Here is a 21,946-nt window from a genome sequence, read left to right on the forward strand (position 1 = left end):
CGCCCTTGTAGGAGCCGGCTTGCTGGCGATGGCGGTTTAACAATCAACGTTGAGGGTGGCTGTTCGACCGCTTCGCCAGCAAGCCGGCTCCTACAAGGGATAGCGTTCATTCATCCACAAAAAAGGCGACTTCCCTCGCGGGAGTCGCCTTTTCTTTACCGCCGCTAAAACTTACTCGGGCAGTTTGTATGCAATCACATAGTCACCTTGCTTGGTGCCCAGCGAACCGTGACCGCCCGCAACGACCAGCACGTATTGCTTGCCGTCCTTGCCGGTGTAGGTCATCGGCGTGGTTTGCGCGCCTGCAGGCAGGCGACCTTCCCACAACTGCTTACCGTTTTTCACGTCGTAGGCACGCAGGTACTGGTCAAGGGTGCCACTCAGGAAGCCAACGCCACCACCAGTGGTGATGGTGCCACCCAGGCTAGGCACGCCCATGCTCAGCGGGATCGGAACCGGCGAGCTGTCGCGCACGGTGCCGTTCTTGTGCTTCCACAGGACTTTGGCGGTGGTCAGATCGATCGCCGCCACATAGCCCCACGCCGGCGCCTGGCACGGCAGGCCCATTGGCGACAGCAGTGCTTCGAGGACCACGCCGTACGGCGCGCCTTTGTTCGGCTGCACGCCTTCGGTTTCGCTTTTACGCGGGCCTTGGGCAGCGATTTCGGCGGCCGGGATCATTTTCGATTTGAACGCCATGTAGCTCGGGTTCACGAAAGCGATCTGGCGCACCGGGTCAACCGAGATGCCGCCCCAGTCGAACACGCCGAAGTTGCCTGGGTACACGATCGAACCCTGCAGCGACGGCGGGGTGAACGGGCCGTCGTAGCGCATGGACTTGAAGTCGATCCGGCAGATCAGTTGGTCGAACGGCGTCACGCCCCACATGTCGCGCTCTTGCAGAGGCGGCGGCATGAGGTTGAGGTCGGATTTCGGTTGGGTCGGCGAGGTGTGATCACCTTCGACAGCGCCTTGCGGAACCGGCACTTCGTTGATCGGCACGATCGGTTGGCCGGTGCTGCGATCCAGCACGTAGATGCTGCCTTGCTTGGTGGACGCGAGAACCGCCGGCTTCACGCCGTCAGCGGTTTTCAGGTCCATCAGGGTTGGCTGGCCACCGACATCCATGTCCCACAGGTCATGGTGGGTGAACTGCATGTGCCAGCGCACGTGCCCGGTGTTGATGTCGAGCGCGGTCAGGCCGGCGGCGTGCAGTTCCGATTCAGGGGTGCGCGCACCACCGAACTGGTCCGGGGTCTGGTTGCCCATCGGCAAGTAGAGCATGCCGAGCTTTTCGTCGACGGCGAACATGGACCACATGTTCGGCGAGTTGCGGGTGTAGACCTTGCCTTCGGCAATCGGCGTGGTGTCGTCCGGGTTGCCGCTGTCCCAGTTCCACACCAGTTTGCCGGTGTGCACGTCGAACGCGCGGATCACGCCGCTTGGCTCGTCGGTGGAAACGTTATCGGTGACGTGACCGCCAATCACCACCAGGTCTTTGGTGACGGCTGGAGGCGAGGTGGAGTAGTAGCCACCGGCGTTGAAGCCGCCGATGTTGGCGCTCAGGTCGACCTGGCCTTTGTTGCCGAAGTCTTCGCACATCTTGCCGGTGTCGGCGTTCAGGGCGATCAGACGGGTGTCGGCGGTCGGCAGGAAGATCCGGCGCGGGCAGACGCTGGCGACGGGAGCGCTGGCAGTGCCGGTCGGGCTCTGCTCGGACGCGTAAACGGCGTCATCGTGATACGACACGCCACGGCAGGTCATGTGCGCCCAACCCTTGAAGTTCGCCGCGTTCTGCGTGGAGAGCTTCGGATCGAAACGCCAGATTTCCTTGCCGGTGTCCGGGTCAAGCGCGATCACCTGGCTGTGCGGCGTGCAGACGTAGAGCATGCCGTTGACTTTCAGCGGGGTGTTTTCGGCGGTGGTTTCACCCGGATCGTTCGGCCCCGGCAGGTCGCCGGTGCGGTAGGTCCAGGCCGGAACGAGCTTGTTCACGTTCTGCGGAGTGATCTGCGCCAGTGGCGAGTAACGATCACCGTGGGCGCTGCGGCCGTAGGAATTCCAGTCGCCATCCGGCATGGCTGGCGCGGTGTTGGTCATGCCCGGGACGCTGTCGCGGTCCAGTTGGCCCTTGATTTCACCGGGGTTGGTGAACTGGCTGGCCAGTGCGGCAACGCCCGCCAGCACCACGGCGATGCTCAGTGCGCCGGTGCCCATCGGTGCGGGACCGGTGATCAGCAGTGGGCGACGGAACCATGGCAGCAACATGACGATGCCAAGGGCGAACAACATGGCCAGGCGCGGCACCAGTTGCCACCAGTCCAGACCGACTTCCCACAGGGCCCACACGGTACTGGCGAACAGCACTAATGCGTAAAGCCCCAGGGCTGCGCGACGGGCAAGAATCAGCAACACCCCGGTCAGTGCCAGGCCGATACCGGCCAGCAGGTAATACAGCGAGCCGCCGAGCATGCTCAGCTTGATCCCCCCGGCCAGCATGGCCAGGCCCATTAGCAGAAGCAGAATGCCGAGCAGGGTCGGCAATAGACGGCTTCGACTCAAAGCACCATCAGTGCTCATAGTGTGGTTCTCCGTGAAGTTTCAAGTAGTCCCGCGCAAGTTCACTGTAGATGACGATCCGGCGCGGGCGTGGTTCATATAAAAACTGTTTGGTTGACGCGATCCCTTGTAGGAGCCGGCTTGCTGGCGATAGCGGTGTGTCAGGCGATGAATGTGTTGGCTGAGACACCGCCATCGCCAGCAAGCCGGCTCCTACAGGGGGTTGCGTTGTTCTTTAGAACGATGACTGGATCTTGATCCCGCCAATCAGCGCGTCATCGACCTTGTCCACGCCACCGGGGTGGCGGATGTATTGCAGGTTCGGGCGCACGGTCAGCCAGTTCGTGACGTGCACGCCGTAATAGAGTTCGGCGCTGTATTCGGTGTCCTGCGGCGGCAGGAAGCTCGGGTCATCGAAGTCGTAGACCGCGCGTGCCTGGTTGCTTGCCTCGGCGTTCTTGCGGTACGCCGGATTGACGTGAACCCGGGCCATGGCGAAACCGATGTCGTCCTTGGCGCGTGCATCGAACACGCCTTTGTAGACGACACCTGCCTGCACATAGTTGTCGATGGCGTTGGTCTTCTTGTCGTGCATCGTGCCGTTGGCGAACACACTCAAACCGCGCGAGTGATCGCTGGCAAGGCTGGTGATCTGCTGCTGAATACCGAGCCACACGCCATGCTTGCTCGACGCGCTGCGATAGGCTTCGCCGCTCAGGGCAGCGGGCTGGCCATTGCTGTCCCTGTAGGCGTCGGTCGCGTTGGCATTGCTGTAGTAATAACCGGCGCGGTATTCGCCGGGCAGGCCGTTGAGCTTCGGCGTCCACACCAGTTCCACTGGCAGGATCGCGCCCTGGGTACCACTGCCGCTAAGCTTGAAACCATTGCCGCGATCGAGGTTCGACGGGTTCTGCTCATACGCACCGACTTGCGCATACAGCTGCGGCGTCAGGTGATATTTGACCCGCACCGCCCATTGGCTGACCGGCCAGTTGTACCAGATGCCACCGACCCAGTTGCCAACCTGAGAGCCGCAGAACGCCAGGTTCTGGAAGTCGCAGGGGAAACTGTTGAAGTCTTCGCCTTCGCCGAAACGGCCAACTTTGATGTCGAGTTTGCGGTCGATGAATTTCTGCTGATACCACATTTGCGTCAGGCGCCAGGTTTGCCCGCGGCCCCAGACTTCCTGAGCTGAAGTGAAACCACCGACTCGCGGATCGTTGATGCGGTCGTTGCTGATGTTGTTGCCGTTGCGCTCAGTGATGGTCAGCTGAAATTCTGCGTCGTCCCAGCCCAGAATCTTCTGCAAGTCCAGATGAGCGCCGAGGCCGAACTGATCGCTGTAGCGGGCGGTACGATCGTGGTCGTAGCCACCGTGCAGATTGCTGCCCATTTCGCCGGTGTAATCGACCTTGAAGTCGTAGCCTTTTTCCGAAAGTTCGGTGCGAGTGCCGTTCCAGTCGCCGAGCATCCAGGGTGATTCGCTATCGAACGCGGGAGCGGCCTGGGTGCAAGTGGCAAGGCTCAAAGCGGTAAACCCACCGATCAGATTAAGGGCTTTTCGGTTGGCAACAGCAGTGCAGACAGCGCTGTCTCGCGGAGTTTGAAAATAAGGCATAAGGAAGAAATTCTGGGTCTTTTTCTGAGGAATGAACGGATACAGCAGAAGTGAAGCAGGTAGCGGAAGCGTTTCAGCTTAACGGGCGCAAGGATAATGTTCTGTTACAAATAGAGAAAGACCTTTTGCCGAGATGAATTCTTTCGGATTTGGTAACAGTCAGAACACCCTTTAGGAGCCGGCTTGCTGGCGATGGCGGCGTATCAGTCAACGCTGATATCGCCTGACACATCGCTATCGCCAGCAATCCGGCTCCTGCAATGAATTGCGTTCAGATGATCCGTCACCTTTGACCTACATTTATCAGATAGCGCACAGAACCCTTCCACCCGAACACCCCCTCGGCTAAGGTGCGCGGCTTCCCATCCTTACATCGCTCGAAGGCCCGGCATGACCGAACAGAACAACAACCCGCTGCACGGCGTGACGCTGGAGCAGATCCTTAACGCTCTGGTGGAACATTACGAATGGTCGGGCCTGGCCGAGCGTATCGACATTCGCTGCTTCAAGAGTGACCCGAGTATCAAGTCGAGCCTGACGTTCCTGCGCAAAACCCCGTGGGCGCGGGAGAAGGTTGAACGCCTGTATGTGAAGTTGATGCGCACCAAGCGTCCGCTCTGAACATGGTCAACCTGTCGACGCCAGGTGCTGCCGCGAGGCGTCGTTTTGTTGCGGTGTCCGCGGTGCTGGGCTGGACGGGGCTGGCCATTCAGCTGTACCTGATTCTCTACTCGCGCTGGAGTCTGGAGGCCAGTCTGCTGGGTGGGCTGGTGAGCTTTTTCAGTTACTTCACGGTGCTGACCAATACGCTGGTGGCGACCGTACTGACCTGCGAATGGACGTCCCGCGACTCGGCGGCGCGACGCTGGTTTTTGCAGCCTTGGGTGAGCAGCGGGATTGCGGTGAGCATCGCCGTGGTCGGCCTTGCCTACAACATTCTGTTGCGCCATCTGTGGCATCCCGAAGGCTGGCAATGGCTGGCCGATGAGCTGATGCATGACGTCATGCCGCTGCTGTTTCTGGCCTGGTGGTTTTACTGTGTGCCGAAGGGCACGTTGCGTCTTTGGCACATCGCACTGTGGGTGATCTACCCGCTGGTGTACTTCGCCTATGCATTGTTGCGTGGGCATCTGCTGGCGGCTTATCCGTACCCATTCATTGATGTGGACACGCTGGGTTATCCACAGGTGTTTGCGAATGCAGGCGGATTGTTGGCGGGGTTTTTGGTGATTGCCTTGGTGCTGATCGCACTGGATCGGTGGCGGTGATACGCCTGAATCACACGGACCTGTAGGAGCCGGCTTGCTGGCGATAGGTCCCTTGAACCCTGCATCGATTTCAAGGACGCCATCGCCAGCAAGCCGGCTCCTACAGTTTGTATGGCGTTATTCCTCGTCGCTGTCGTCCAGGCGCCAATAGCCGACGGCCTTGACGAACTGTTCATTCAACCCGTGCTCATCCAGCAACACCCGACGAATCTGTCGTGACACTTTCGTCTCGGTCGCCACCCACGCGTACAGATTGCCGCTGGGCACCTGCAACTCTTTCACGGTGGTCAGCAGATTGTTCCTGCCGCCCTCGCGCAACACCCAGATGACGTTGACTTGCGCGGCGCTTTCCAGGCGCTGCTGCTCGGCGCCGTTTTCCACTTCCACAATCACCAGCGCACGACGATTGGCCGCCAGCCCTTCCAGGCGACGGGCGATGGCGGGCAGGGCGGTTTCATCGCCGATCAGCAAATAGCTGTCGAAGATGTCCGGCACGATCATCGAGCCCCGTGGCCCGCCGATGTGCAGGAATTGCCCCGGTTTGGCCTGTTCGGCCCAGGTCGAGGCAGGGCCGTCGCCGTGCAGCACGAAGTCGATGTCCAGTTCCAGCGTGTCCAGGTCGTAGCGGCGCGGCGTGTAGTCACGCATCGCCGGCATCGGCCCATTGTCCTTTCCGGCGCCAAGTACCAGGGTTTCCAGCGCCGCTTGTTCCGCCGCGTTCTGCGGGAACAACAGTTTGACGTGGTCATCGGTGCCGAGGCTGACGAAGCCAGCCAACTCTGGCCCACCCAAGGTAATCCGGCGCATACGCGGGGTCAGGTCGACCACGCGCAGCACTTGCAGGCGACGGCGTTTGATCTCGTGCATCACACGGTGAATGGTTTGGATCACTTCAGTCATTCGGCTTGCTCCGATGCGGTTGGAACGGCTGGGTCGTCGACGATGGCTTTGGCGGTGTCGTTGAGCAGGGCGGCGACGCGCTGGATTTCTTCAACGCTCCAGCGGCCGTGGTGCAGTTGCAAGGCATGACGCAGGTTGTGCACCGCCTCGTGAATTTCCGGCGGGCGATCATGGCCTCGCAGCGAGCGTTTGCTGACATCGATGCGCACCCGCACACCTTCGAGAGCGACGGCTTGCTCGCTCAATGACAGACGTCCGGCGTCGGTCACGCTGTAGCGTTTTTTGCCACCCTCGGCGTCACCCAGAATCATTTCGCTTTCTTCCAGAAACGTCAGGGTCGGGTAGATCACGCCGGGGCTGGGGCTGTAGGCGCCGTCGAACATGCCTTCGATCTGGCGGATCAAGTCGTAGCCGTGGCAGGGCTGCTCGGCAATCAGTGCCAGCAGCAGCAATTTCAGGTCGCCGGGGGCAAATACCCGTGGCCCGCGACCGCCGCGCTCGCGGCCGGGACGTTTTTCGAAGCCGTCGCGGCCATCGCCGTGTTCGCGGTGGGGGGAATGATGGTCTCTCATTTTTCCTTCTCTCTGTCGTGTTTAGATACAACTCAAGATATATCTTATTGAGAGGGCAAGGTAGGGCGACCAACGGTCGAAGAGGCCGCGACCGGCCGCGTTTGAGCGACCTCTGCGCAGAAGGGGGATATATCTGGGGGGATCAGGAAGGCAGTGTCAGCGCCGAGCGACCTCAACCGGCAGGCATCCGGTGTGACTTCCCGGTTGCAGGTACGGTGTCAGAATTGGCGCCATGCCTTTGAGCACTTGTACCGGCAATGCGGAGGTGAACTTGAAGGCTTCGGCCGTGCGTCCCGGCACGAAGGCGGTCAATGTTCCGAAGTGGGTGTCGCCGATGTAGAACACGAAGGTCGCCGTACGGTTGATCGACTTCGAACTGAGAATCCGCCCGCCGGAACCGATGGCTTCGATGCGGTTATCCCCGGTGCCGGTCTTGCCGCCCATGGCCAATGGTTTGCCATCGGACGTGATGAAACTGCCGGACACGCGTTTCGCCGTACCGGCATCCACCACTTGCGACAGGGCCTCGCGCATGGCTGCGGCCACTTCGGACGGCATCACCCGTTTGCCGGCGTCCGGGTCATTGATCAACTTGGTTTCATACGGTGTATTCGCCGCGAAGTGCAGGGTGTCGATGCGCAGTGTCGGCATGCGCACGCCGTCGTTGAGGATGGTGCCGATCAGCTCGCCCAGCGCCGCCGGACGGTCGCCGGAACTGCCGATGGCGGTGGCCAGCGACGGCACCAGGTGATCGAACGGGTAGCCGACTTTCTGCCAGCGCGCGTGAATGTCGAGAAACGCCTCGATCTCCAGCATGGTGCGGATACGGCTGTCGCGGGCGCCCTTGTGACGACTCTTGAACAGCCAGCTATAGACTTCCTGACGCTCGAACTGACTGGCTTTGACGATCTGGCTCCACTTGGCATCCGGGTTGTTCAGCAGGTAGCCCATCAGCCACAAGTCCAGCGGATGAACCTTGGCGATGAAGCCCTGGTCCGGCAAGTCGTAGATGCCGGGGCTGTAATTTTCGTAGAGCCGTTGGAGGCGTTCATCCGTGAGTTTTTCGGTGAGTTTGACGCCTGTGAGGTGCGCGCGCACAAAGGCGTTGAAGCTTTCCTGGCTGGCTTGCGGCAGCAGATAACGATGCACGGCGGCGATGCGAATCGGCGTCGGGCGCATGCTGTCGAGGAACGTTTCGAGGCGTGCCTGGGTGTCCTTGTTCTTGTATTTTTTCCAGAACTTGAGCAGGAACGAGGTGCCCTCGCGGTCGGCGAATTCGGCCAGGTATTCCTGACGCCGAGGGTCGCGGTCGTCCCCGAGCAGTGCAGCGCTGTTGTTCGGGCCGGAGTAGGTGGTATAGCGCACCAGATCCCGCATCAGCCGAATGAACGGCAGGTTGATCGATTCACGCAGGGCATCGCGCAGGGTCGGTATGCGGCCGTTGTCTTCCTTGCGGAAGTTGACGAAGGTGTGCAGCCCGCCACCGGTGAAAAAAGCTTCGCCAGGGCTGGCCGAATACTTGCGGTCCAGTGCGGCGCCGAGCATGGCCGGCAGGTTGCGATCCTTGTTCTCGATCAGGTAATCGACGGCCCAGCGGCTCAGTCGATCCTGATCCGGAACGTCGACTTTCTTCAATTCCGGTACGGTCATCTCGGCGTACTTGTCGTGCAGCTCGGCGATGATTTGCAGGTAAGTCGTCAGCACGCGCATTTTCGCGGTGGAGCCCAATTCCAGCTTGCTGCCTTCGTTGATGTCGAACGGCTGATCGGTGCTGTCGGTCTGCACTCGCACCCGTGAGCCGTCCGGGGTCAGTTCGAACAGCGTGAAGCTGTAGCGCACTTGCGTGGTGCTGGTGGGCGTGAGCAGGCGTTCACCCATCAGGCCGATTTGCGTTGCAAAGACCGGGTCGGCCAGATGCTTGAGGTATTCGGTGGCCTGGGTTTGCAGGTCGCCTTGCAGGGTGGTGGTGGCCGACAGGTCGAGGCGATCGAGGTCGTACAGCGGCCGATTGAGCAAGCCGCCCAGTCGACTGCGCGCCACGCTGATGCCTTTGTTGGTTTCGATCGGTTGAATGGTTGGCTGGGTCTGCCAGTCGCGGTAGGTCACTTTACTGGCCAGTGCGGCCGCCGCAAACGGCGCATCGATCACGTTGTTCTGTGCCAGCAGACGAATGTGACTGTCGGTGAGGTCGGCCAGTTCGTCACGGCCCTTGGTCAGGTAGTGAGAAGGGCGGCGCTGGGCGATCATCAGCGACAGCATCTCACGCAAGGCCAGGCCTTTTTCCGCCATGCTCTTGGGATCCGTATCGGTACTGGCCAGCCGTTCATTGGCTTTTGTGAAATCGGCGCCGTACCAGACGCGCAAACCTTCGGCCATGCCGTGTACTTCGCCGTGCCCCGGCACGGCCGACAGCGGTACGCTGTTGAGGTAATCGCGCACCACGTTTTTGCGAACCTCAAGGGTTTCCGGGCCGGCCTGATAGGCGCGCACGGTCGCGGAAATCATCTGGCGGATTTTTTCCGCCCCCGACACCGTCAAGCCATCCGGTGAGTGACGGTACTTTTCCAGTTGCGTCGCCAGGGTACTGCCGCCCGCAGACTGGCCGGGCATGTGCAGCAACTTGGCAACCTGCGACCACGCGGCCATGCCGAACCGCGGCCAATCCACGGCGGGGTTGGCCCGGGGTTGACGAGGGTCGAGCAGGAAGCGGTTTTCGATGAACAGCAAACTGTTGACCACCACGGGCGGGATCGCATCGAAGCTTGAATAGAGTTGTTGCGGATATTTGTACTGATACAACGGCGCCGCCCGGCAATCGGTGATCAGCAAACCGGCCTGGATCTTCTCCGGATAGGGCACGAAAAAGCCCTTGTCGCTGTAGTCCATCAGCGCCTGGGAGAAACGGGTCTGGGCCGAGATGACGTAATCACGCTTGAGCAGCCGCGGCAGGAATTCACCCAGCGAGCTATAGCCCAATCGCAGATCGAATGGCCCGGCACCGGGGTAGCGAATGGCGTCGCTGGGGCCGGGTTGCAAATCGTATTTCAGGGTCGCGGCAAATTTGCTGACTTCCCGGGATTGAAGTTTCGAGGTGCGCATTTCCTTGGCGGCAGCCAGACCCACGACAATCGCGATTATCAACAGCAACAACCAGAAGGCACCCCAGCCGTGTTTCGTGCGACTACGGCGAGGTTTTTCGGGTAAAGGCGCTTCATCCACACGTTCAGTCGGAACCACAGTTTTACTCGAATCGGTTTGCCACAAAGCACCCATAGTCGACTGATCCATTCACGCAGATTGATCGGACTTGTCTGAAGCTTAGTCGGTGGTTGGCAATGGGGAAAATATTGTGAATACACAAATATCATGGATCCACTGCGACTGATGGCGAGGACGCTTTTGTGGCGAGGGGGCTTGCCCCCGTTCGGCTGCGCAGCAGTCGTAAACCCTTCAAACGCGATCTCTTTGAAAGAACGGATGACTGGTTTGGGGCGGCTGCGCCACCCAACGGGGCGGTGCGACGTTTCGCTAAATCCCCTCGCCACAAAGGCACCTCCACCCAAAAGGCAATGTGATGCTCTGGAATGCTTGAACTAGAGAGGTCGACGGGTAAATGCCGCGCAGGCAGGGGCATGACGTTGCACCAATACCGTGCAATACTCGGCGGCGTGTTAAATGGCGAAAAATCCTACAAAACCAAGACAATTCATCTCCTGAAATCGCGTTTTTATCGAGATGTACGCCTGAATTTTGTGATTTATAGAGTGAAATTCTCTGACGTCAGCTTTTTATACTGCACGCCCCGCTGATCCTGAAGGTTTTGTCCTACAGGACGGTTCTGCCCACGAAGCAGTACCGGTTCAGTCAAGCAATGGTTTATCAGCCAGCGCTTCGACACTCGGTGGTCATATCCAATAACAAGACGAGGTTGTACCCCTATGCCAGTCGGCAATCACCTGCCCCACGGCGAGACCGCTCAAGGCGGCCCGCTTAAACGCGAACTCGGCGAACGGCATATTCGCTTGATGGCGCTCGGTGCCTGTATCGGCGTCGGTCTGTTCCTCGGTTCGGCCAAAGCCATCGAAATGGCCGGCCCGGCCATCATGCTGTCCTACATCATCGGCGGTCTGGCGATCCTGGTGATTATGCGCGCCCTCGGCGAGATGGCGGTGCACAACCCGGTCGCCGGCTCCTTCAGCCGTTATGCCCAAGACTACCTCGGCCCCTTGGCGGGTTTCCTGACCGGCTGGAACTATTGGTTCCTGTGGCTGGTGACCTGCGTTGCGGAAATCACCGCGGTGGCGGTTTACATGGGCGTCTGGTTCCCCGAGGTGCCGCGCTGGATCTGGGCACTGGCGGCGCTGGTCAGCATGGGCTCGATCAACCTGATCGCGGTGAAAGCCTTCGGTGAATTCGAATTCTGGTTTGCCCTGATCAAGATCGTCACCATCATTGCGATGGTGGTTGGCGGCGTCGGTGTGATCGCGTTCGGTTTCGGTAACGACGGTGTGGCGCTGGGGATTTCCAACCTCTGGGCCCACGGCGGCTTCATGCCCAACGGCGTGCAAGGCGTGCTGATGTCCCTGCAAATGGTGATGTTCGCTTACCTCGGCGTCGAGATGATCGGCCTGACCGCGGGTGAAGCGAAGAACCCGCAGAAGACCATCCCCAATGCAATCGGCTCGGTGTTCTGGCGGATTCTGCTGTTCTACGTCGGCGCGTTGTTCGTGATTCTGTCGATTTATCCGTGGAATGAAATCGGCACCCAAGGCAGCCCGTTCGTGATGACGTTCGAGCGTCTGGGCATCAAGACCGCCGCCGGTATCATCAACTTTGTGGTGATCACCGCAGCGCTGTCGTCATGCAACGGTGGCATTTTCAGCACCGGGCGCATGCTTTACAGCCTGGCGCAGAACGGCCAGGCCCCGGCCGGTTTCGCCAAGACGTCGAACAACGGCGTGCCACGTCGTGCATTGCTGCTGTCGATTTTCGCCTTGCTGCTGGGCGTGCTGCTCAACTACCTGGTGCCTGAGAAAGTCTTCGTCTGGGTGACGGCGATTGCCACCTTCGGCGCCATCTGGACCTGGGTGATGATCCTGCTGGCCCAGCTCAAGTTCCGCAAAGGCCTGAGTGCCAGCGAACGGGCCGGCCTGAAATACAGGATGTGGCTGTACCCGGTCAGCTCGTACCTGGCGCTGGCGTTCCTGGTGTTGGTGGTCGGTCTGATGGCGTACTTCCCGGACACCCGCGTGGCGCTGTATGTAGGCCCGGCGTTCCTGTTGTTGCTGACGGTGTTGTTTTATGTGTTCAAGCTGCAGCCGACTGGTGTTGCGGTGCGCTCGGCGGCCTAGGGATTGGATGGGGGGCATATCCGTTGCTGTGGTCACGGCGACTATCGGTTCCGCCCTTACGGCGGGTTACTTGGAAAAGCGCCAAATAACCAAGCGCCCGCGCCCCTGACGTACGGTGGCTCGCTAATGCTCGCCATGCCCTCGCTCCGGTCCTGCTCCGTGGGCACGCCGCCATCGGCCATCCCTGGCCGGGGGCGGCTAACCCGGCATCCATGCCGGGTTGCCCACTGCGCAGAACCTCCACTCGGCCTCCCGACGGGGCAGATCAAAATCAAAAGCCAAAGCAAAGCAAAGCAAAAACGAGGCGGCCTGCCAGCCGACCTGTCTCAATGATCGTACGCATTCCCCTGTAGGAGCCGGCTTGCTGGCGATGGACGTCAACGATGACGCGGGGTGTCTGAATGAGCGCGTCGCCCAGACGTTTTTCGCGGGCAAGCCTCGCTCCTACAGGGCATCGTGTACGCTTTTGATTCCCACCACTCATCAGGCCGAGCGTTAGCTCGCCTTCAGTTTTTGATCTGAGCGCCCCCTCGAAAGGCACCGAACGAAAGGGGCAAGAGCCCTTGGTTACTTGGGGCTCTTCCAAGTGACTCGCCGTAAGGGCGAAACCAATAGCCGCCGTCACCGCAGCAACGGATATGTACACCCGAAAGAAAATGGCCGCCGGATAGATCGCTATCACCGACAAACCAGCCCCTACAAAGAGATCCGTTCAGCTACCGAACGCTGCGACCTGTTGACCGACTGGTTCAACCGTTTATTGAACTCCAGCCAGGCCCCCAGCAACGCCATCAACCCCGCCCCCACCAAGGCTGTGAATATCTGCATGGCAAACGCATCGTCGGTCATGGCATTGACCATGTCCGCCAACGGCGCCAACAACACGCCGAGGCAAAAGATTTCCAGCGAATAACGCCCCATGCGACAACTTTGCTGCGCCAGCCAGTTTTGCGTCCAGCCGGTATCGGGCAACAGCTTCGCCGTGACATACGCCAGCGCCAGAAAGTGCAGCAACCGCACCGGCGACAAGTCAGTCTTGCTGATCGGGTACAACAGGTTGCTCAGCCACGCAGGCATCAGCGCGTCATGAATTTCCGGCCACCGCCAGGAGACGGTCAGCACGCCGGTAACCACCACATACACCACGGCACTGACAAACAACGGCCGGCGCAGCAACGGGCGCGCGTCAGGTAACCGGGGGCGCTGCCCGTAAGTCGCCGCCGCGCCGCCCAACACAAACAGCAGTTGCCAGACCACGGGATTGAAATACCACACGCCATCCTTGATGGCCGCCAGGTTCCAGCCGAACCACGGCGCCAACAGGTACACGGTCAACGACACGGCCACCACCGCCCACGGTTTACGCACCAGCATCGGCAACACCAGCGGCAATCCGGCCAGCAGTACGATGTACAACGGCAGCGGGTCCATGAGGTTGGGTTTGAAGCGCAGCAGCAGTTCATCCACCAGGGCTTGCTGCGGGTTGGTGATGAAATGGTGCATGCCCATTTCTTCCACCAGATCCCGGGTTTCCACATGGCTGTTGGCGAAGAACACGATGCCCATCAGCATCGCCAGCAGGAAAATATGCACCACGTAGAGCACCCAGGCGCGGCGCAGGATCTTCACGCAGGCGATCAGATAACCATCGCGCTGAAGGATTTTGCCGTAGGCCAGGACCGCCGCATAACCGGCCAGAAACACGAAGATTTCGGCGGCATCGCTGAAACCGAAGTTACGCGGGGTGATTTGACCGAGGGGGTTGTGAGGCACGTGATCCCAGAAGATGAAGATCAGCGCCAGGCCTCGAAAAAAGTCGATTCGGTGATCGCGTTCAAACGTCATGACAGCGGGGCTCGTGAACGGGTGTTGAATTAAGAATGGATGGAGGCGCCGAAGGTTGCGCGCCGCGCAGGGTGGCGTGATTCGTGGGCAATTGCAAAACCCCGATATTACTGGATGTCTCAGATGCCCGCCCTGACCTAAGCTGGTTGTAAGGGGCCGCCCACTGGTCTGGCAGACCGATGGCGCGCAAGAACAACGGCGGACGGCCTCTGTCGAACAGTTACACGGCATTGTTCAGGAGCGTGAAACGTGAAGGTTTCGCTGATCGTTCCGGTCTTCAACGAAGAGCAGGCGATCGTCCTGTTCTATCAGGCGGTGCGCCGCGAGTTGAGGCTCGTCGGCAGTGAGGTCGAGATCGTGTTCATCAACGATGGCAGTTCCGATGGCACGGCAGAGCAGGCCAAAGCGCTGGCGCAGACCGACGCACTGGTGCTGCTGATCAACTTTTCGCGCAACTTCGGCAAGGAGCCGGCCCTGTTCGCCGGCCTGGAATATGCGACGGGCGACGCGGTGATCCCCATGGATGTCGATCTGCAGGACCCGATCAGTGTCATTCCGCGGTTGATAGACGAGTGGCAGAAAGGCGCGGATGTGGTGCTCGCCAAACGCCGTAATCGAGCCACCGATGGTTACCTGAAACGCCACACCGCCTCGCTGTTCTACCATGTGCTGAACCGTATTTCGTACACCCGGATAGAGGAAAACGTTGGCGATTTCCGGTTGATGGATCGCAAGGTGGTCGACGTCATCCGTACCTTGCCCGAGCACCAGTTGTTCATGAAGGGGGTGCTGTCGTGGGCCGGGTTCAACACCGTGGTGGTGGAGTACGAGCGCGAAAGAAGGGTGGTGGGGAACAGCAAGTTCAATGGCTGGAAACTCTGGAACCTGGCCCTCGAAGGCGTGACATCGTTCAGTACTGTGCCGTTGCGCTTGTGGACGTACATCGGCGGCAGCATTTCGATCTTCGCGGTGCTTTACGCGGTGTACATGGTTCTGGACAAGATTTTCTTCGGCAACAACGTCCCCGGTTACCCGTCGCTGATGACTGCCATTCTGTTTCTTGGCGGTGTGCAGTTGATCGGCATCGGCATCCTCGGCGAGTACGTCGGGCGGATCTACATCGAAGCCAAGCATCGGCCGCGCTATGTGGTGAAAGACATCGTCGGTGGCAAAGACCGGCTCGGGCTATAGCATGGGCCGGCTCAGCGATTTTCTCGGTAAAGAACTCGGGCCACGCCAGGTCTGGCTGTTTTTTCTGCTCGCGACGTTGCTGTATGTCGTGCCGCTGATTCTTGCGGACTTCCCGTACATCGATGACAACTGGCGTTCGCTGTCGGCCGGCATGGCCTGGGCAGAGCAGGGACGCTTGTTCACCCAGCTGTTCTACAACCTGCTGACGTTTGGCAACGCCGCGCCGAACATCTTTCCGTTGCCCCTGTTGATCGCCACGCTGGCCATGGCCTCGGCGTTGACCCGGCTGACATTTCATTACTTTCCACAACCGACGATTGCCTGTTGCCTGGTGCCGCTGCCACTCTGGTACAACCCGTTTTTTCTGCAGAACCTGTCTTATCAATACGACGGTCCCGCCATGGCCTTGAGCCTGGTGGCGGTGATCTATGCGATCACTTTTCGTCACCCCTCGCGCAGCCGGCAATGGTTGGTGCCGGCATTGCTGATTGCACTGGCGCTGGGGCTGTATCAGATCAGCCTGAATGTGTTTCTGGGCTTGTGTTGCCTGGAACTGCTCAGGGGCGTGAATGACCGAGTGGCCTGGCCCCAGCTGTGCGGGTTGATCGGCTGGAAACTGGCGCAGGTCACCCTGGGCTGGCTGATTTATTGCGCCAGTGCCGTGGCCTTCATGAGTCAGGATCGCGCGTTGTTATTGAACTGGGCCGCCGCGCCGCTGCTGCAATTGCACGTCAACATCGGCAGAGTGCTGGAAAAGGTCGTGCTGCTGTTTCACGGCGGATTCGCCTGGGTGTTCGCTGCGCTGTTGCTCTGCGCGATTGCCGGTGCAATCCAGGTGGGACTGCAGGTGCGAGCGCGTCCGGACAGCGGACTGAAGAAAGGCCTGATTGGCCTGCTGTGTCTGCTGACCTTGCCGGCAGTGACGCTGTTGGTGTCGGGTGTCGCGCTGTTTTTCCGTGACTTCAACGAGGGCGCCCGGACCTTGATGGGTTTCGCCGTGCTGCTGGTGCTGTTGTTCTACTTGAGCCACCTGGCGCTGGCGCAGATCCATGAACGGCTGCCGTTGTTGCTGGTGCTGCCATTGCTGGCGATGTTGTCGTTGTCGTTCGCTTACGGTCGGGTGCTGACGGTGCAGAAAGCCTTCTCGACCAGTGCGCTGTTCAGCCTCGAGCACGACATAGCGGCTCATCGACAACTGCGCGAGGCCAAGCGGATCTACATGTCGGTGACGTACTCCGATCACTGGTTGCAGGCTGCCGCAGGTTCGTTCAAGCAGATGCCGGTGTTGCACTATCTGCTCAACATCGACTTTTTCATGCTGGCCGAGAACCTGCCGAAAGTGGGCATCACCAACGTGGTCGCGGAGAAGGAGCATCGCAATGCGACGCGCGTGGGGTATCTGGGGTATCCGGCGCTGGTGGAGCGCCAGTACTACCGGATTTATCTGTTGGGTGATTACGGTTTCATCGTCATGAAAGAGCCGGCCCCGATCAAGGCGCTTCGCTGGTGAAGCGCCCCGCTGGTCTCAAGCCGCTGCCATTTCATTGGGCTCAAAGCTGTCCGCCCGCGCCATCTGCCACATGCGCGAATAGAACTCGCCGTTCACCTCGCCAGTGAGCAATTCCCCCGGTTTCAAGAATACATGCAGCTGCGAGAACAGCTTGATCTCGGTGGCCGACATGCGCCGCACCAGGTGCTTGGCGGACAACTGCGACGGATGTTCGAGACCGGCGGCGGCGAGCATTTCGGCCAGGGCCTTGAGGGTATTGCGGTGGAAGTTGAACACGCGCTGCGCCTTGTCCGGGACGACGAGTGCGCGCTGGCGCAAGGTGTCCTGGGTGGCGACGCCCGTCGGGCATTTGTTGGTGTGGCACGACTGCGACTGGATGCAACCGATGGCGAACATGAAGCCGCGCGCCGAGTTGGCCCAGTCGGCGCCGATGGCCAGCACGCTGGCAATGTCGAAGGCGCTGACGATCTTGCCGCTGGCACCGAGTTTGATCTTGTCCCGCAGGTTCAGGCCCACCAGCGTGTTGTGCACGAACAGCAAACCTTCGCGCATCGGTACGCCGATGTGGTCGGTGAATTCCACAGGCGCCGCCCCCGTGCCGCCTTCCTTGCCATCGACGACGATGAAGTCCGGGAGGATGCCGGTTTCCAGCATGGCCTTGGCGATGCCCATGAATTCCCAAGGATGACCGAGGCAGAACTTGAAGCCCACCGGCTTGCCGCCGGACAGTTCACGCAGTTGCTGGATGAAGTGCATCAGTTCGATCGGCGTGGAAAACGCGCTGTGCCGCGACGGCGAGATGCAGTCTTCGCCCATCAGGATGCCGCGGGTTTCGGCGATTTCCCTGGTGACTTTGTGCTTGGGCAGAATCCCGCCGTGTCCGGGTTTGGCCCCCTGGGACATCTTGATCTCGATCATCCGCACCTGCGGCGTTTGCGCTTGTGCGGCGAAGCGTTCCGGGTCGAAGCGCCCGTCTGCGGTGCGGCAACCGAAGTAGCCGCTGCCGAGTTCCCAGGTCAGGTCGCCGCCGTTTTCCCGGTGATAGGCACTGATGCTGCCTTCACCGGTGTCGTGGGCAAAGTTGCCGAGTTTGGCGCCCTGGTTCAACGCGCGAATGGCGTTGGCGCTGAGGGAGCCGAAACTCATGGCCGAGATGTTGAACACCGATGCCGAGTACGGCTGAGTGCACTGCGGGCCGCCGACGAGGGTGCGGAAACTGCTCGGATCACTCAACGGGGCCGGGCGCATGGAGTGGCCGATGAACTCGAAACCCGATTGGTACACGTCGATCAATGTGCCGAAAGGTTTATCGGCGCTTTCATTCTTGGCGCGCGAATAGACCAGCGAACGCTGGGCCCGGGAGAAGGGCAGGGCGTCGCTGTCGGATTCGAGCAGGTACTGGCGGATTTCCGGACGAATGCCCTCCACCAGGTAGCGGATGTTGCCGAGGATCGGGTAGTTGCGGCGCACCGCGTGGGGGCTTTGCAGCAGATCGAACAGGCCGATCAGGCTGAGCACGCCCGTGACGACGGTGATCGGCCAGAGCCAGTCGTGTTCCAGGAAGGGCAGGCTGGCGAGGGTGAAGATCACGCAAGCGGCAAAGAAGGCGTAGCGGCTCAGGAGTGACAGGCTCATACGGTTTCCTTGGGTTCGGACTCAATGTAATGGCTAAACAAAAATCACTGTGGGAGCGGGCTTGCTCGCGAAATCGATCTTTCATTCAACATTGATGTCGACTGAACCAGCGTTTTCGCGAGCAAGCCCGCTCCCACAGAAAAGCATTGCAGCACGGTGTCAGGCATTTTGCGCCTGAAGAAAAATCGAAAACAGCTCGGACTGGGACTTGATCCCCAGCTTGCTGTACATGTGTTTCTTGTGGACTTTCACGGTTTCGACAGAGATTTCCAGCTTACGGGCGATTTCTTTACTGGAACAACCGCTGAGCATCAAACGCCCGACATCCAGCTCGCGCGCGGTCAGTTGCGCGCCTTTGAGTTGCTGCACCGAGGCTTCCAGCTGAACCCGCCAGTCACCCTGGACCGGCGCCGGCGCGAGGGCCACGACTTCGTTGATTTCGTACGGCAGGCGCTGGCGCAACAGGCCGAGCACCCACGGCTGGATCAACGACAGCAAGGCGATCTGCTGACCGCTGAAACGCTGCTTGCTGCCCAGTGACAGGCACAGCGTTCGGTCGCCTTCGAGCTGGCAATTGAACTGGATTTCGTCGGCCACCACATTCAGACGAAAGTAGCGCTGGTAATACTCGGTCAGCTCGAAGTGCTCCGGCGCCACTTCCGACAGGCGATAGAGCCCGGTGCGCGACTGCTCGCGGCAGGCGATGTAGAACGGGTCGAGCAGGTACAAACCGCGCAGGTAATCCTGGAACAACTGATCGGGGCTGCCGTCTTCACCCGGGCATTCGGCGAACACTTGCGGGGGCTGATCGGCGCTGAAAAGCAGCGCCACCCAGCTGTCGAAGGTCACGTACTGATCCAGCAGGCGCACCAGCTGCGTCCAGAAATTGGGCTTGTCGAGGGCGTCGATCAGTTGCCCGACCGAACGGTGCCAGGCGATGTCGTCTAACGAGAGTGTCATGGGTCTACCCCTATCGGGTTACCCCGGCCGCGTGATTCCCTGGCCGGTTGCTTGCTGCGCATACTGGCGCACAGACAACGGCCGGGCAATCTTTCTGCCGCCCGGCCACTAGAACAAGGACTACCCATGAAGGTCGAACTCGCCCAACTGGCGGGCCGTGACAACGACACGGCTTACAACCTCGAACGCGCATTGGCGACGATTGCTGCCTGCGCGGCCGACACGCAGCTGATCATGTTTCCGGAAAGCCACCTGATGGGCTTCCCGTCGGCCGAGACGGTGGCGGCGGTGGCCGAACCATTGAACGGCCCCACCGTCAGCGCGGTCGCCGCCGCGGCCCGCGAGCGCAACATCGCCGTGGTGATCGGTACGGCCGAGAACGACAACGGTCGTTTTTTCAATACCACGCTGCTGATCACCCCTGAAGGCATCGCGCTGAAATACCGCAAGACGCACCTGTGGGCGTCGGACCGCGGTGTGTACGAACCGGGCGACCGCTACGCCACGTGCCTGTGGAACGGCGTGCGGGTCGGCCTGCTGATTTGCTACGACATTGAATTCCCGGAAACCGCCCGCGCCCTGGCGCAACTGGGCGCCGAATTGCTGATCGTCACCAACGGCAACATGGACCCCTACGGCCCGACTCACCGCACCGCGATCATGGCCCGCGCCCAGGAAAACCAGGCGTTTGCGCTGATGGTCAACCGGGTCGAAGAGGGCGATGGCGGGCTGGTGTTTGCTGGCGGCAGTGCGCTGGTGAATCCGTTGGGCACGTTGTTGTTCGAGGCCGGGCGGGAGGAGGGGCGGTTTGCGGTTGAGCTGGACCTGAATCAGCTGACGGCGGCGCGGCAGGATTATCGGTATCTGGATGATCAGCGGCTGAAGTTGCCGGGGGAGATGGTCGAGCACGCATCCGGACTTCGGGAGCTGCTGATTCCTTCGCGCTGATTCGGATTTTGTGTCGCCCGGGCTGGCGTCTTCGCGAGCAAGCCCGCTCCCACATTGGTTTTTTGAACGTCCGAGATCAAATGTGGGAGCGGGCTTGCTCGCGAAGGCGTCAGACCGGTCGACACACCTGTTTGACGATTCACCCAGAACAACAAACGCAATACCCGTAATTTGCGCCGAACTCGGCTCTGCCATAAATCCAATAAAATTCGGAGTAGTCGCTCATGGCTCGTTTGCAACGCACCCTCTCATTAGGGTCGGTGGTGCTGTTCGGCATCGCCTACATGACGCCGATCATTGTGCTCGGCACGTTCGGCATCCTCGCTCAATCCACCGCCGGCATGGTGCCGGCCGCGTACCTCGCGGCGCTGGTGGCGATGTTCTTCACCGCCATGAGTTACGGCCGAATGGCTTCGGCATTTCCCGTGGCCGGCTCGGCTTACAGCTATGTGCGCAAGGCGATCAGCCCGAAACTCGGTTTCATCGCCGGTTGGGCAGTGCTGCTCGATTACCTGTTCCTGCCGATGGCGATCTGGCTGATCGGCGCGGTGTACCTCAACTCCGCGTTCCCGGCGGTGCCGCAGTGGGTCTGGGTGCTGGCGTTCATCGGCATCACCAGCGCGATCAACATCGTTGGCCTGAAACTGGCCAACGGCATCAACGCCTTGCTGATGCTGGTGCAGTTCCTGGTGCTGATTGCCTTCGTCGCGCTGTGCGTGCATTACGTCGGCGGCGATGCGAGCACGCCGTTATGGTCGGTCAAACCGTTCTTCAACGGTGACATGCAGATGCCACTGATCATGAGCGGTGCGGCCATCGCCTGTTACTCGTTCCTCGGTTTCGACGCGGTCAGCACCCTGACCGAAGAAACCCGCGACCCGCGCCGCACCATCCCGCGGGCGATCATGCTGATTACCCTGATCGGCGGGCTGATCTTCGTCGGCGTGTCGTACTTCGTGCAGATTGCGCATCCGTCTTTCCAGTTCGACAGTGTCGACTCGGCGGCCTATGAAATTGCCCGCAACATCGGTGGCGACCTGTTCGTGTCGATCTTCCTGATCGGCCTGATCGTCGGTCAATTCGCTTCGGGTCTGTCGGCACAGGCCAGTGGCTCGCGGCTGCTGTATGCCATGGGCCGCGACGGTGTGCTGCCGAAATCCTTCTTCGGTACGTTGCATGAGCGTTTCGGGACGCCAATCAACAGCATCCTGCTGTGCGCAGTGGTGGCGTTGCTGGCGCTGAAACTGGACGTCACCACCTCGACCTCGTTCATCAACTTCGGCGCGTTCCTGGCGTTCAGTCTGGTGAACCTGTCGGTGATCTTTCATTACTGGATTGGCGGCGAGAAAAAGGGGCTGCGTGAGTGGGTGCTGTTCCTGATTTTCCCGTTCATTGGCCTGGCGGCGGATTTATGGCTGATGGTCAGCCTCGATCACCTGGCGATTTACCTGGGCCTGAGCTGGCTGGCGATTGGCGTGGTGTACCTGGCGGTGCTGACCGGCGGATTCCGTCGTCAGCCCCCGGAGATGGATTTCCAGGAAGCCACATAACGCACGCGGAACACCTTTGCAGGAGCCGGCTCGGTGGGT

16 protein-coding genes are annotated in these 21,946 nt (G+C 60.3%); 7 read left to right on the plus strand and 9 right to left on the minus strand.

Annotated elements, in window-relative coordinates:
* Positions 1-171 precede the first annotated feature (171 nt).
* Both FBY04_RS24285 and FBY04_RS24290 read right to left on the minus strand, forming a co-directional pair.
* Positions 172-2,580 (minus strand): glucose/quinate/shikimate family membrane-bound PQQ-dependent dehydrogenase, encoded by a 2,409-nt coding sequence (locus FBY04_RS24285; protein WP_145317412.1) that lies wholly within the window; start codon positions 2,578-2,580, stop codon positions 172-174.
* Between the two features lie 214 nt (positions 2,581-2,794).
* Complete coding sequence (locus tag FBY04_RS24290) at positions 2,795-4,177, minus strand: carbohydrate porin (RefSeq protein ID WP_145317415.1); 1,383 nt, start codon at positions 4,175-4,177, stop codon at positions 2,795-2,797.
* Positions 4,178-4,567: 390 nt separating this feature from the next.
* On the opposite strand from FBY04_RS24290, the gene FBY04_RS24295 reads away from it, so the two are divergent.
* Positions 4,568-4,798 carry a VF530 family DNA-binding protein gene (locus FBY04_RS24295; RefSeq protein WP_007903672.1) on the plus strand — a complete coding sequence of 77 codons (231 nt, stop codon included), beginning with the start codon at positions 4,568-4,570 and terminating at the stop codon, positions 4,796-4,798.
* Positions 4,799-4,800: 2 nt separating this feature from the next.
* Positions 4,801-5,445 (plus strand): Pr6Pr family membrane protein, encoded by a 645-nt coding sequence (locus FBY04_RS24300; RefSeq protein ID WP_145317418.1) that lies wholly within the window; start codon positions 4,801-4,803, stop codon positions 5,443-5,445.
* 117 nt (positions 5,446-5,562) lie between these two features.
* Here the strand turns inward: FBY04_RS24300 and FBY04_RS24310 are convergent, their stop codons facing one another.
* The 3 genes from FBY04_RS24310 to FBY04_RS24320 all read right to left on the minus strand — a co-directional run bounded on the left by FBY04_RS24310 (position 5,563) and on the right by FBY04_RS24320 (position 10,190).
* Positions 5,563-6,345: a siderophore-interacting protein gene (locus tag FBY04_RS24310; protein WP_084323036.1), complete on the minus strand. Its 783-nt coding sequence runs from the start codon at positions 6,343-6,345 to the stop codon at positions 5,563-5,565.
* Positions 6,342-6,917, minus strand: a complete 576-nt coding sequence (locus FBY04_RS24315) for a PadR family transcriptional regulator (protein ID WP_145317421.1) — start codon at positions 6,915-6,917, stop codon at positions 6,342-6,344. Before FBY04_RS24315 ends, FBY04_RS24310 begins: the two co-directional genes overlap by 4 nt.
* Before the next feature lie 156 nt (positions 6,918-7,073).
* Positions 7,074-10,190 (minus strand): transglycosylase domain-containing protein, encoded by a 3,117-nt coding sequence (locus FBY04_RS24320; RefSeq protein ID WP_145317424.1) that lies wholly within the window; start codon positions 10,188-10,190, stop codon positions 7,074-7,076.
* Between the two features lie 665 nt (positions 10,191-10,855).
* Between FBY04_RS24320 and FBY04_RS24325 the strand changes: the two genes are divergently transcribed.
* Positions 10,856-12,268 (plus strand): amino acid permease, encoded by a 1,413-nt coding sequence (locus tag FBY04_RS24325; RefSeq protein ID WP_145317427.1) that lies wholly within the window; start codon positions 10,856-10,858, stop codon positions 12,266-12,268.
* A gap of 271 nt (positions 12,269-12,539) precedes the next feature.
* On the opposite strand, the gene FBY04_RS32445 is transcribed toward FBY04_RS24325, so the two are convergent.
* Positions 12,540-12,956, minus strand: a complete 417-nt coding sequence (locus FBY04_RS32445; RefSeq protein WP_178118323.1) for a hypothetical protein — start codon at positions 12,954-12,956, stop codon at positions 12,540-12,542.
* Between the two features lie 8 nt (positions 12,957-12,964).
* Positions 12,965-14,113 (minus strand): OpgC family protein, encoded by a 1,149-nt coding sequence (locus FBY04_RS24330; RefSeq protein ID WP_145317430.1) that lies wholly within the window; start codon positions 14,111-14,113, stop codon positions 12,965-12,967.
* A gap of 249 nt (positions 14,114-14,362) precedes the next feature.
* Between FBY04_RS24330 and FBY04_RS24335 the strand changes: the two genes are divergently transcribed.
* Both FBY04_RS24335 and FBY04_RS24340 read left to right on the plus strand, forming a co-directional pair.
* The gene (locus FBY04_RS24335) at positions 14,363-15,304 is read left to right on the plus strand and encodes a glycosyltransferase family 2 protein (RefSeq protein ID WP_084323031.1); all 942 of its coding nucleotides are present in this window, start codon (positions 14,363-14,365) and stop codon (positions 15,302-15,304) included.
* 1 nt (position 15,305) lies between these two features.
* Positions 15,306-16,814: a glucosyltransferase domain-containing protein gene (locus FBY04_RS24340; RefSeq protein WP_145317536.1), complete on the plus strand. Its 1,509-nt coding sequence runs from the start codon at positions 15,306-15,308 to the stop codon at positions 16,812-16,814.
* Between the two features lie 15 nt (positions 16,815-16,829).
* Here the strand turns inward: FBY04_RS24340 and FBY04_RS24345 are convergent, their stop codons facing one another.
* A complete protein-coding gene (locus FBY04_RS24345) occupies positions 16,830-18,449 on the minus strand; it encodes an FMN-binding glutamate synthase family protein (protein WP_145317433.1) in 1,620 nt (539 codons plus the stop codon).
* Positions 18,450-18,608: 159 nt separating this feature from the next.
* Positions 18,609-19,409, minus strand: coding sequence for a LuxR C-terminal-related transcriptional regulator (locus FBY04_RS24350; protein ID WP_145317436.1), 801 nt, complete (start codon positions 19,407-19,409; stop codon positions 18,609-18,611).
* A 126-nt stretch (positions 19,410-19,535) separates the two neighbouring features.
* Here FBY04_RS24350 and FBY04_RS24355 point away from each other — a divergent pair, with 126 nt between their 5' ends.
* Both FBY04_RS24355 and FBY04_RS24360 read left to right on the plus strand, forming a co-directional pair.
* The gene (locus FBY04_RS24355; RefSeq protein WP_145317439.1) at positions 19,536-20,357 is read left to right on the plus strand and encodes a carbon-nitrogen hydrolase family protein; all 822 of its coding nucleotides are present in this window, start codon (positions 19,536-19,538) and stop codon (positions 20,355-20,357) included.
* A 224-nt stretch (positions 20,358-20,581) separates the two neighbouring features.
* On the plus strand, positions 20,582-21,907 hold the full coding sequence (locus tag FBY04_RS24360) for an APC family permease (RefSeq protein ID WP_145317442.1): 1,326 nt from the start codon (positions 20,582-20,584) through the stop codon (positions 21,905-21,907).
* Positions 21,908-21,946: the final 39 nt, after the last annotated feature.

Origin of the sequence: Pseudomonas sp. SJZ080, assembly GCF_007828295.1 — a bacterium.
GTDB lineage: Bacteria > Pseudomonadota > Gammaproteobacteria > Pseudomonadales > Pseudomonadaceae > Aquipseudomonas > Aquipseudomonas migulae_A.

Excerpts from the sequence above, each read along its gene's own strand:
- FBY04_RS24310 (WP_084323036.1), bottom strand. The coding sequence starts at position 6,345 with ATGACTGAAGTGATCCAAACCATTCACCGTGTGATGCACGAGATCAAA.
- FBY04_RS24350 (WP_145317436.1), bottom strand. The coding sequence starts at position 19,409 with ATGACACTCTCGTTAGACGACATCGCCTGGCACCGTTCGGTCGGGCAA.
- FBY04_RS24345 (WP_145317433.1), bottom strand. The coding sequence starts at position 18,449 with ATGAGCCTGTCACTCCTGAGCCGCTACGCCTTCTTTGCCGCTTGCGTG.
- FBY04_RS24355 (WP_145317439.1), top strand. The coding sequence starts at position 19,536 with ATGAAGGTCGAACTCGCCCAACTGGCGGGCCGTGACAACGACACGGCT.
- FBY04_RS24330 (WP_145317430.1), bottom strand. The coding sequence starts at position 14,113 with ATGACGTTTGAACGCGATCACCGAATCGACTTTTTTCGAGGCCTGGCG.
- FBY04_RS24320 (WP_145317424.1), bottom strand. The coding sequence starts at position 10,190 with ATGGGTGCTTTGTGGCAAACCGATTCGAGTAAAACTGTGGTTCCGACT.
- FBY04_RS24300 (WP_145317418.1), top strand. The coding sequence starts at position 4,801 with ATGGTCAACCTGTCGACGCCAGGTGCTGCCGCGAGGCGTCGTTTTGTT.
- FBY04_RS24360 (WP_145317442.1), top strand. The coding sequence starts at position 20,582 with ATGGCTCGTTTGCAACGCACCCTCTCATTAGGGTCGGTGGTGCTGTTC.
- FBY04_RS24325 (WP_145317427.1), top strand. The coding sequence starts at position 10,856 with ATGCCAGTCGGCAATCACCTGCCCCACGGCGAGACCGCTCAAGGCGGC.
- FBY04_RS24285 (WP_145317412.1), bottom strand. The coding sequence starts at position 2,580 with ATGAGCACTGATGGTGCTTTGAGTCGAAGCCGTCTATTGCCGACCCTG.
- FBY04_RS24340 (WP_145317536.1), top strand. The coding sequence starts at position 15,306 with ATGGGCCGGCTCAGCGATTTTCTCGGTAAAGAACTCGGGCCACGCCAG.
- FBY04_RS24295 (WP_007903672.1), top strand. The coding sequence starts at position 4,568 with ATGACCGAACAGAACAACAACCCGCTGCACGGCGTGACGCTGGAGCAG.
- FBY04_RS24290 (WP_145317415.1), bottom strand. The coding sequence starts at position 4,177 with ATGCCTTATTTTCAAACTCCGCGAGACAGCGCTGTCTGCACTGCTGTT.
- FBY04_RS24315 (WP_145317421.1), bottom strand. The coding sequence starts at position 6,917 with ATGAGAGACCATCATTCCCCCCACCGCGAACACGGCGATGGCCGCGAC.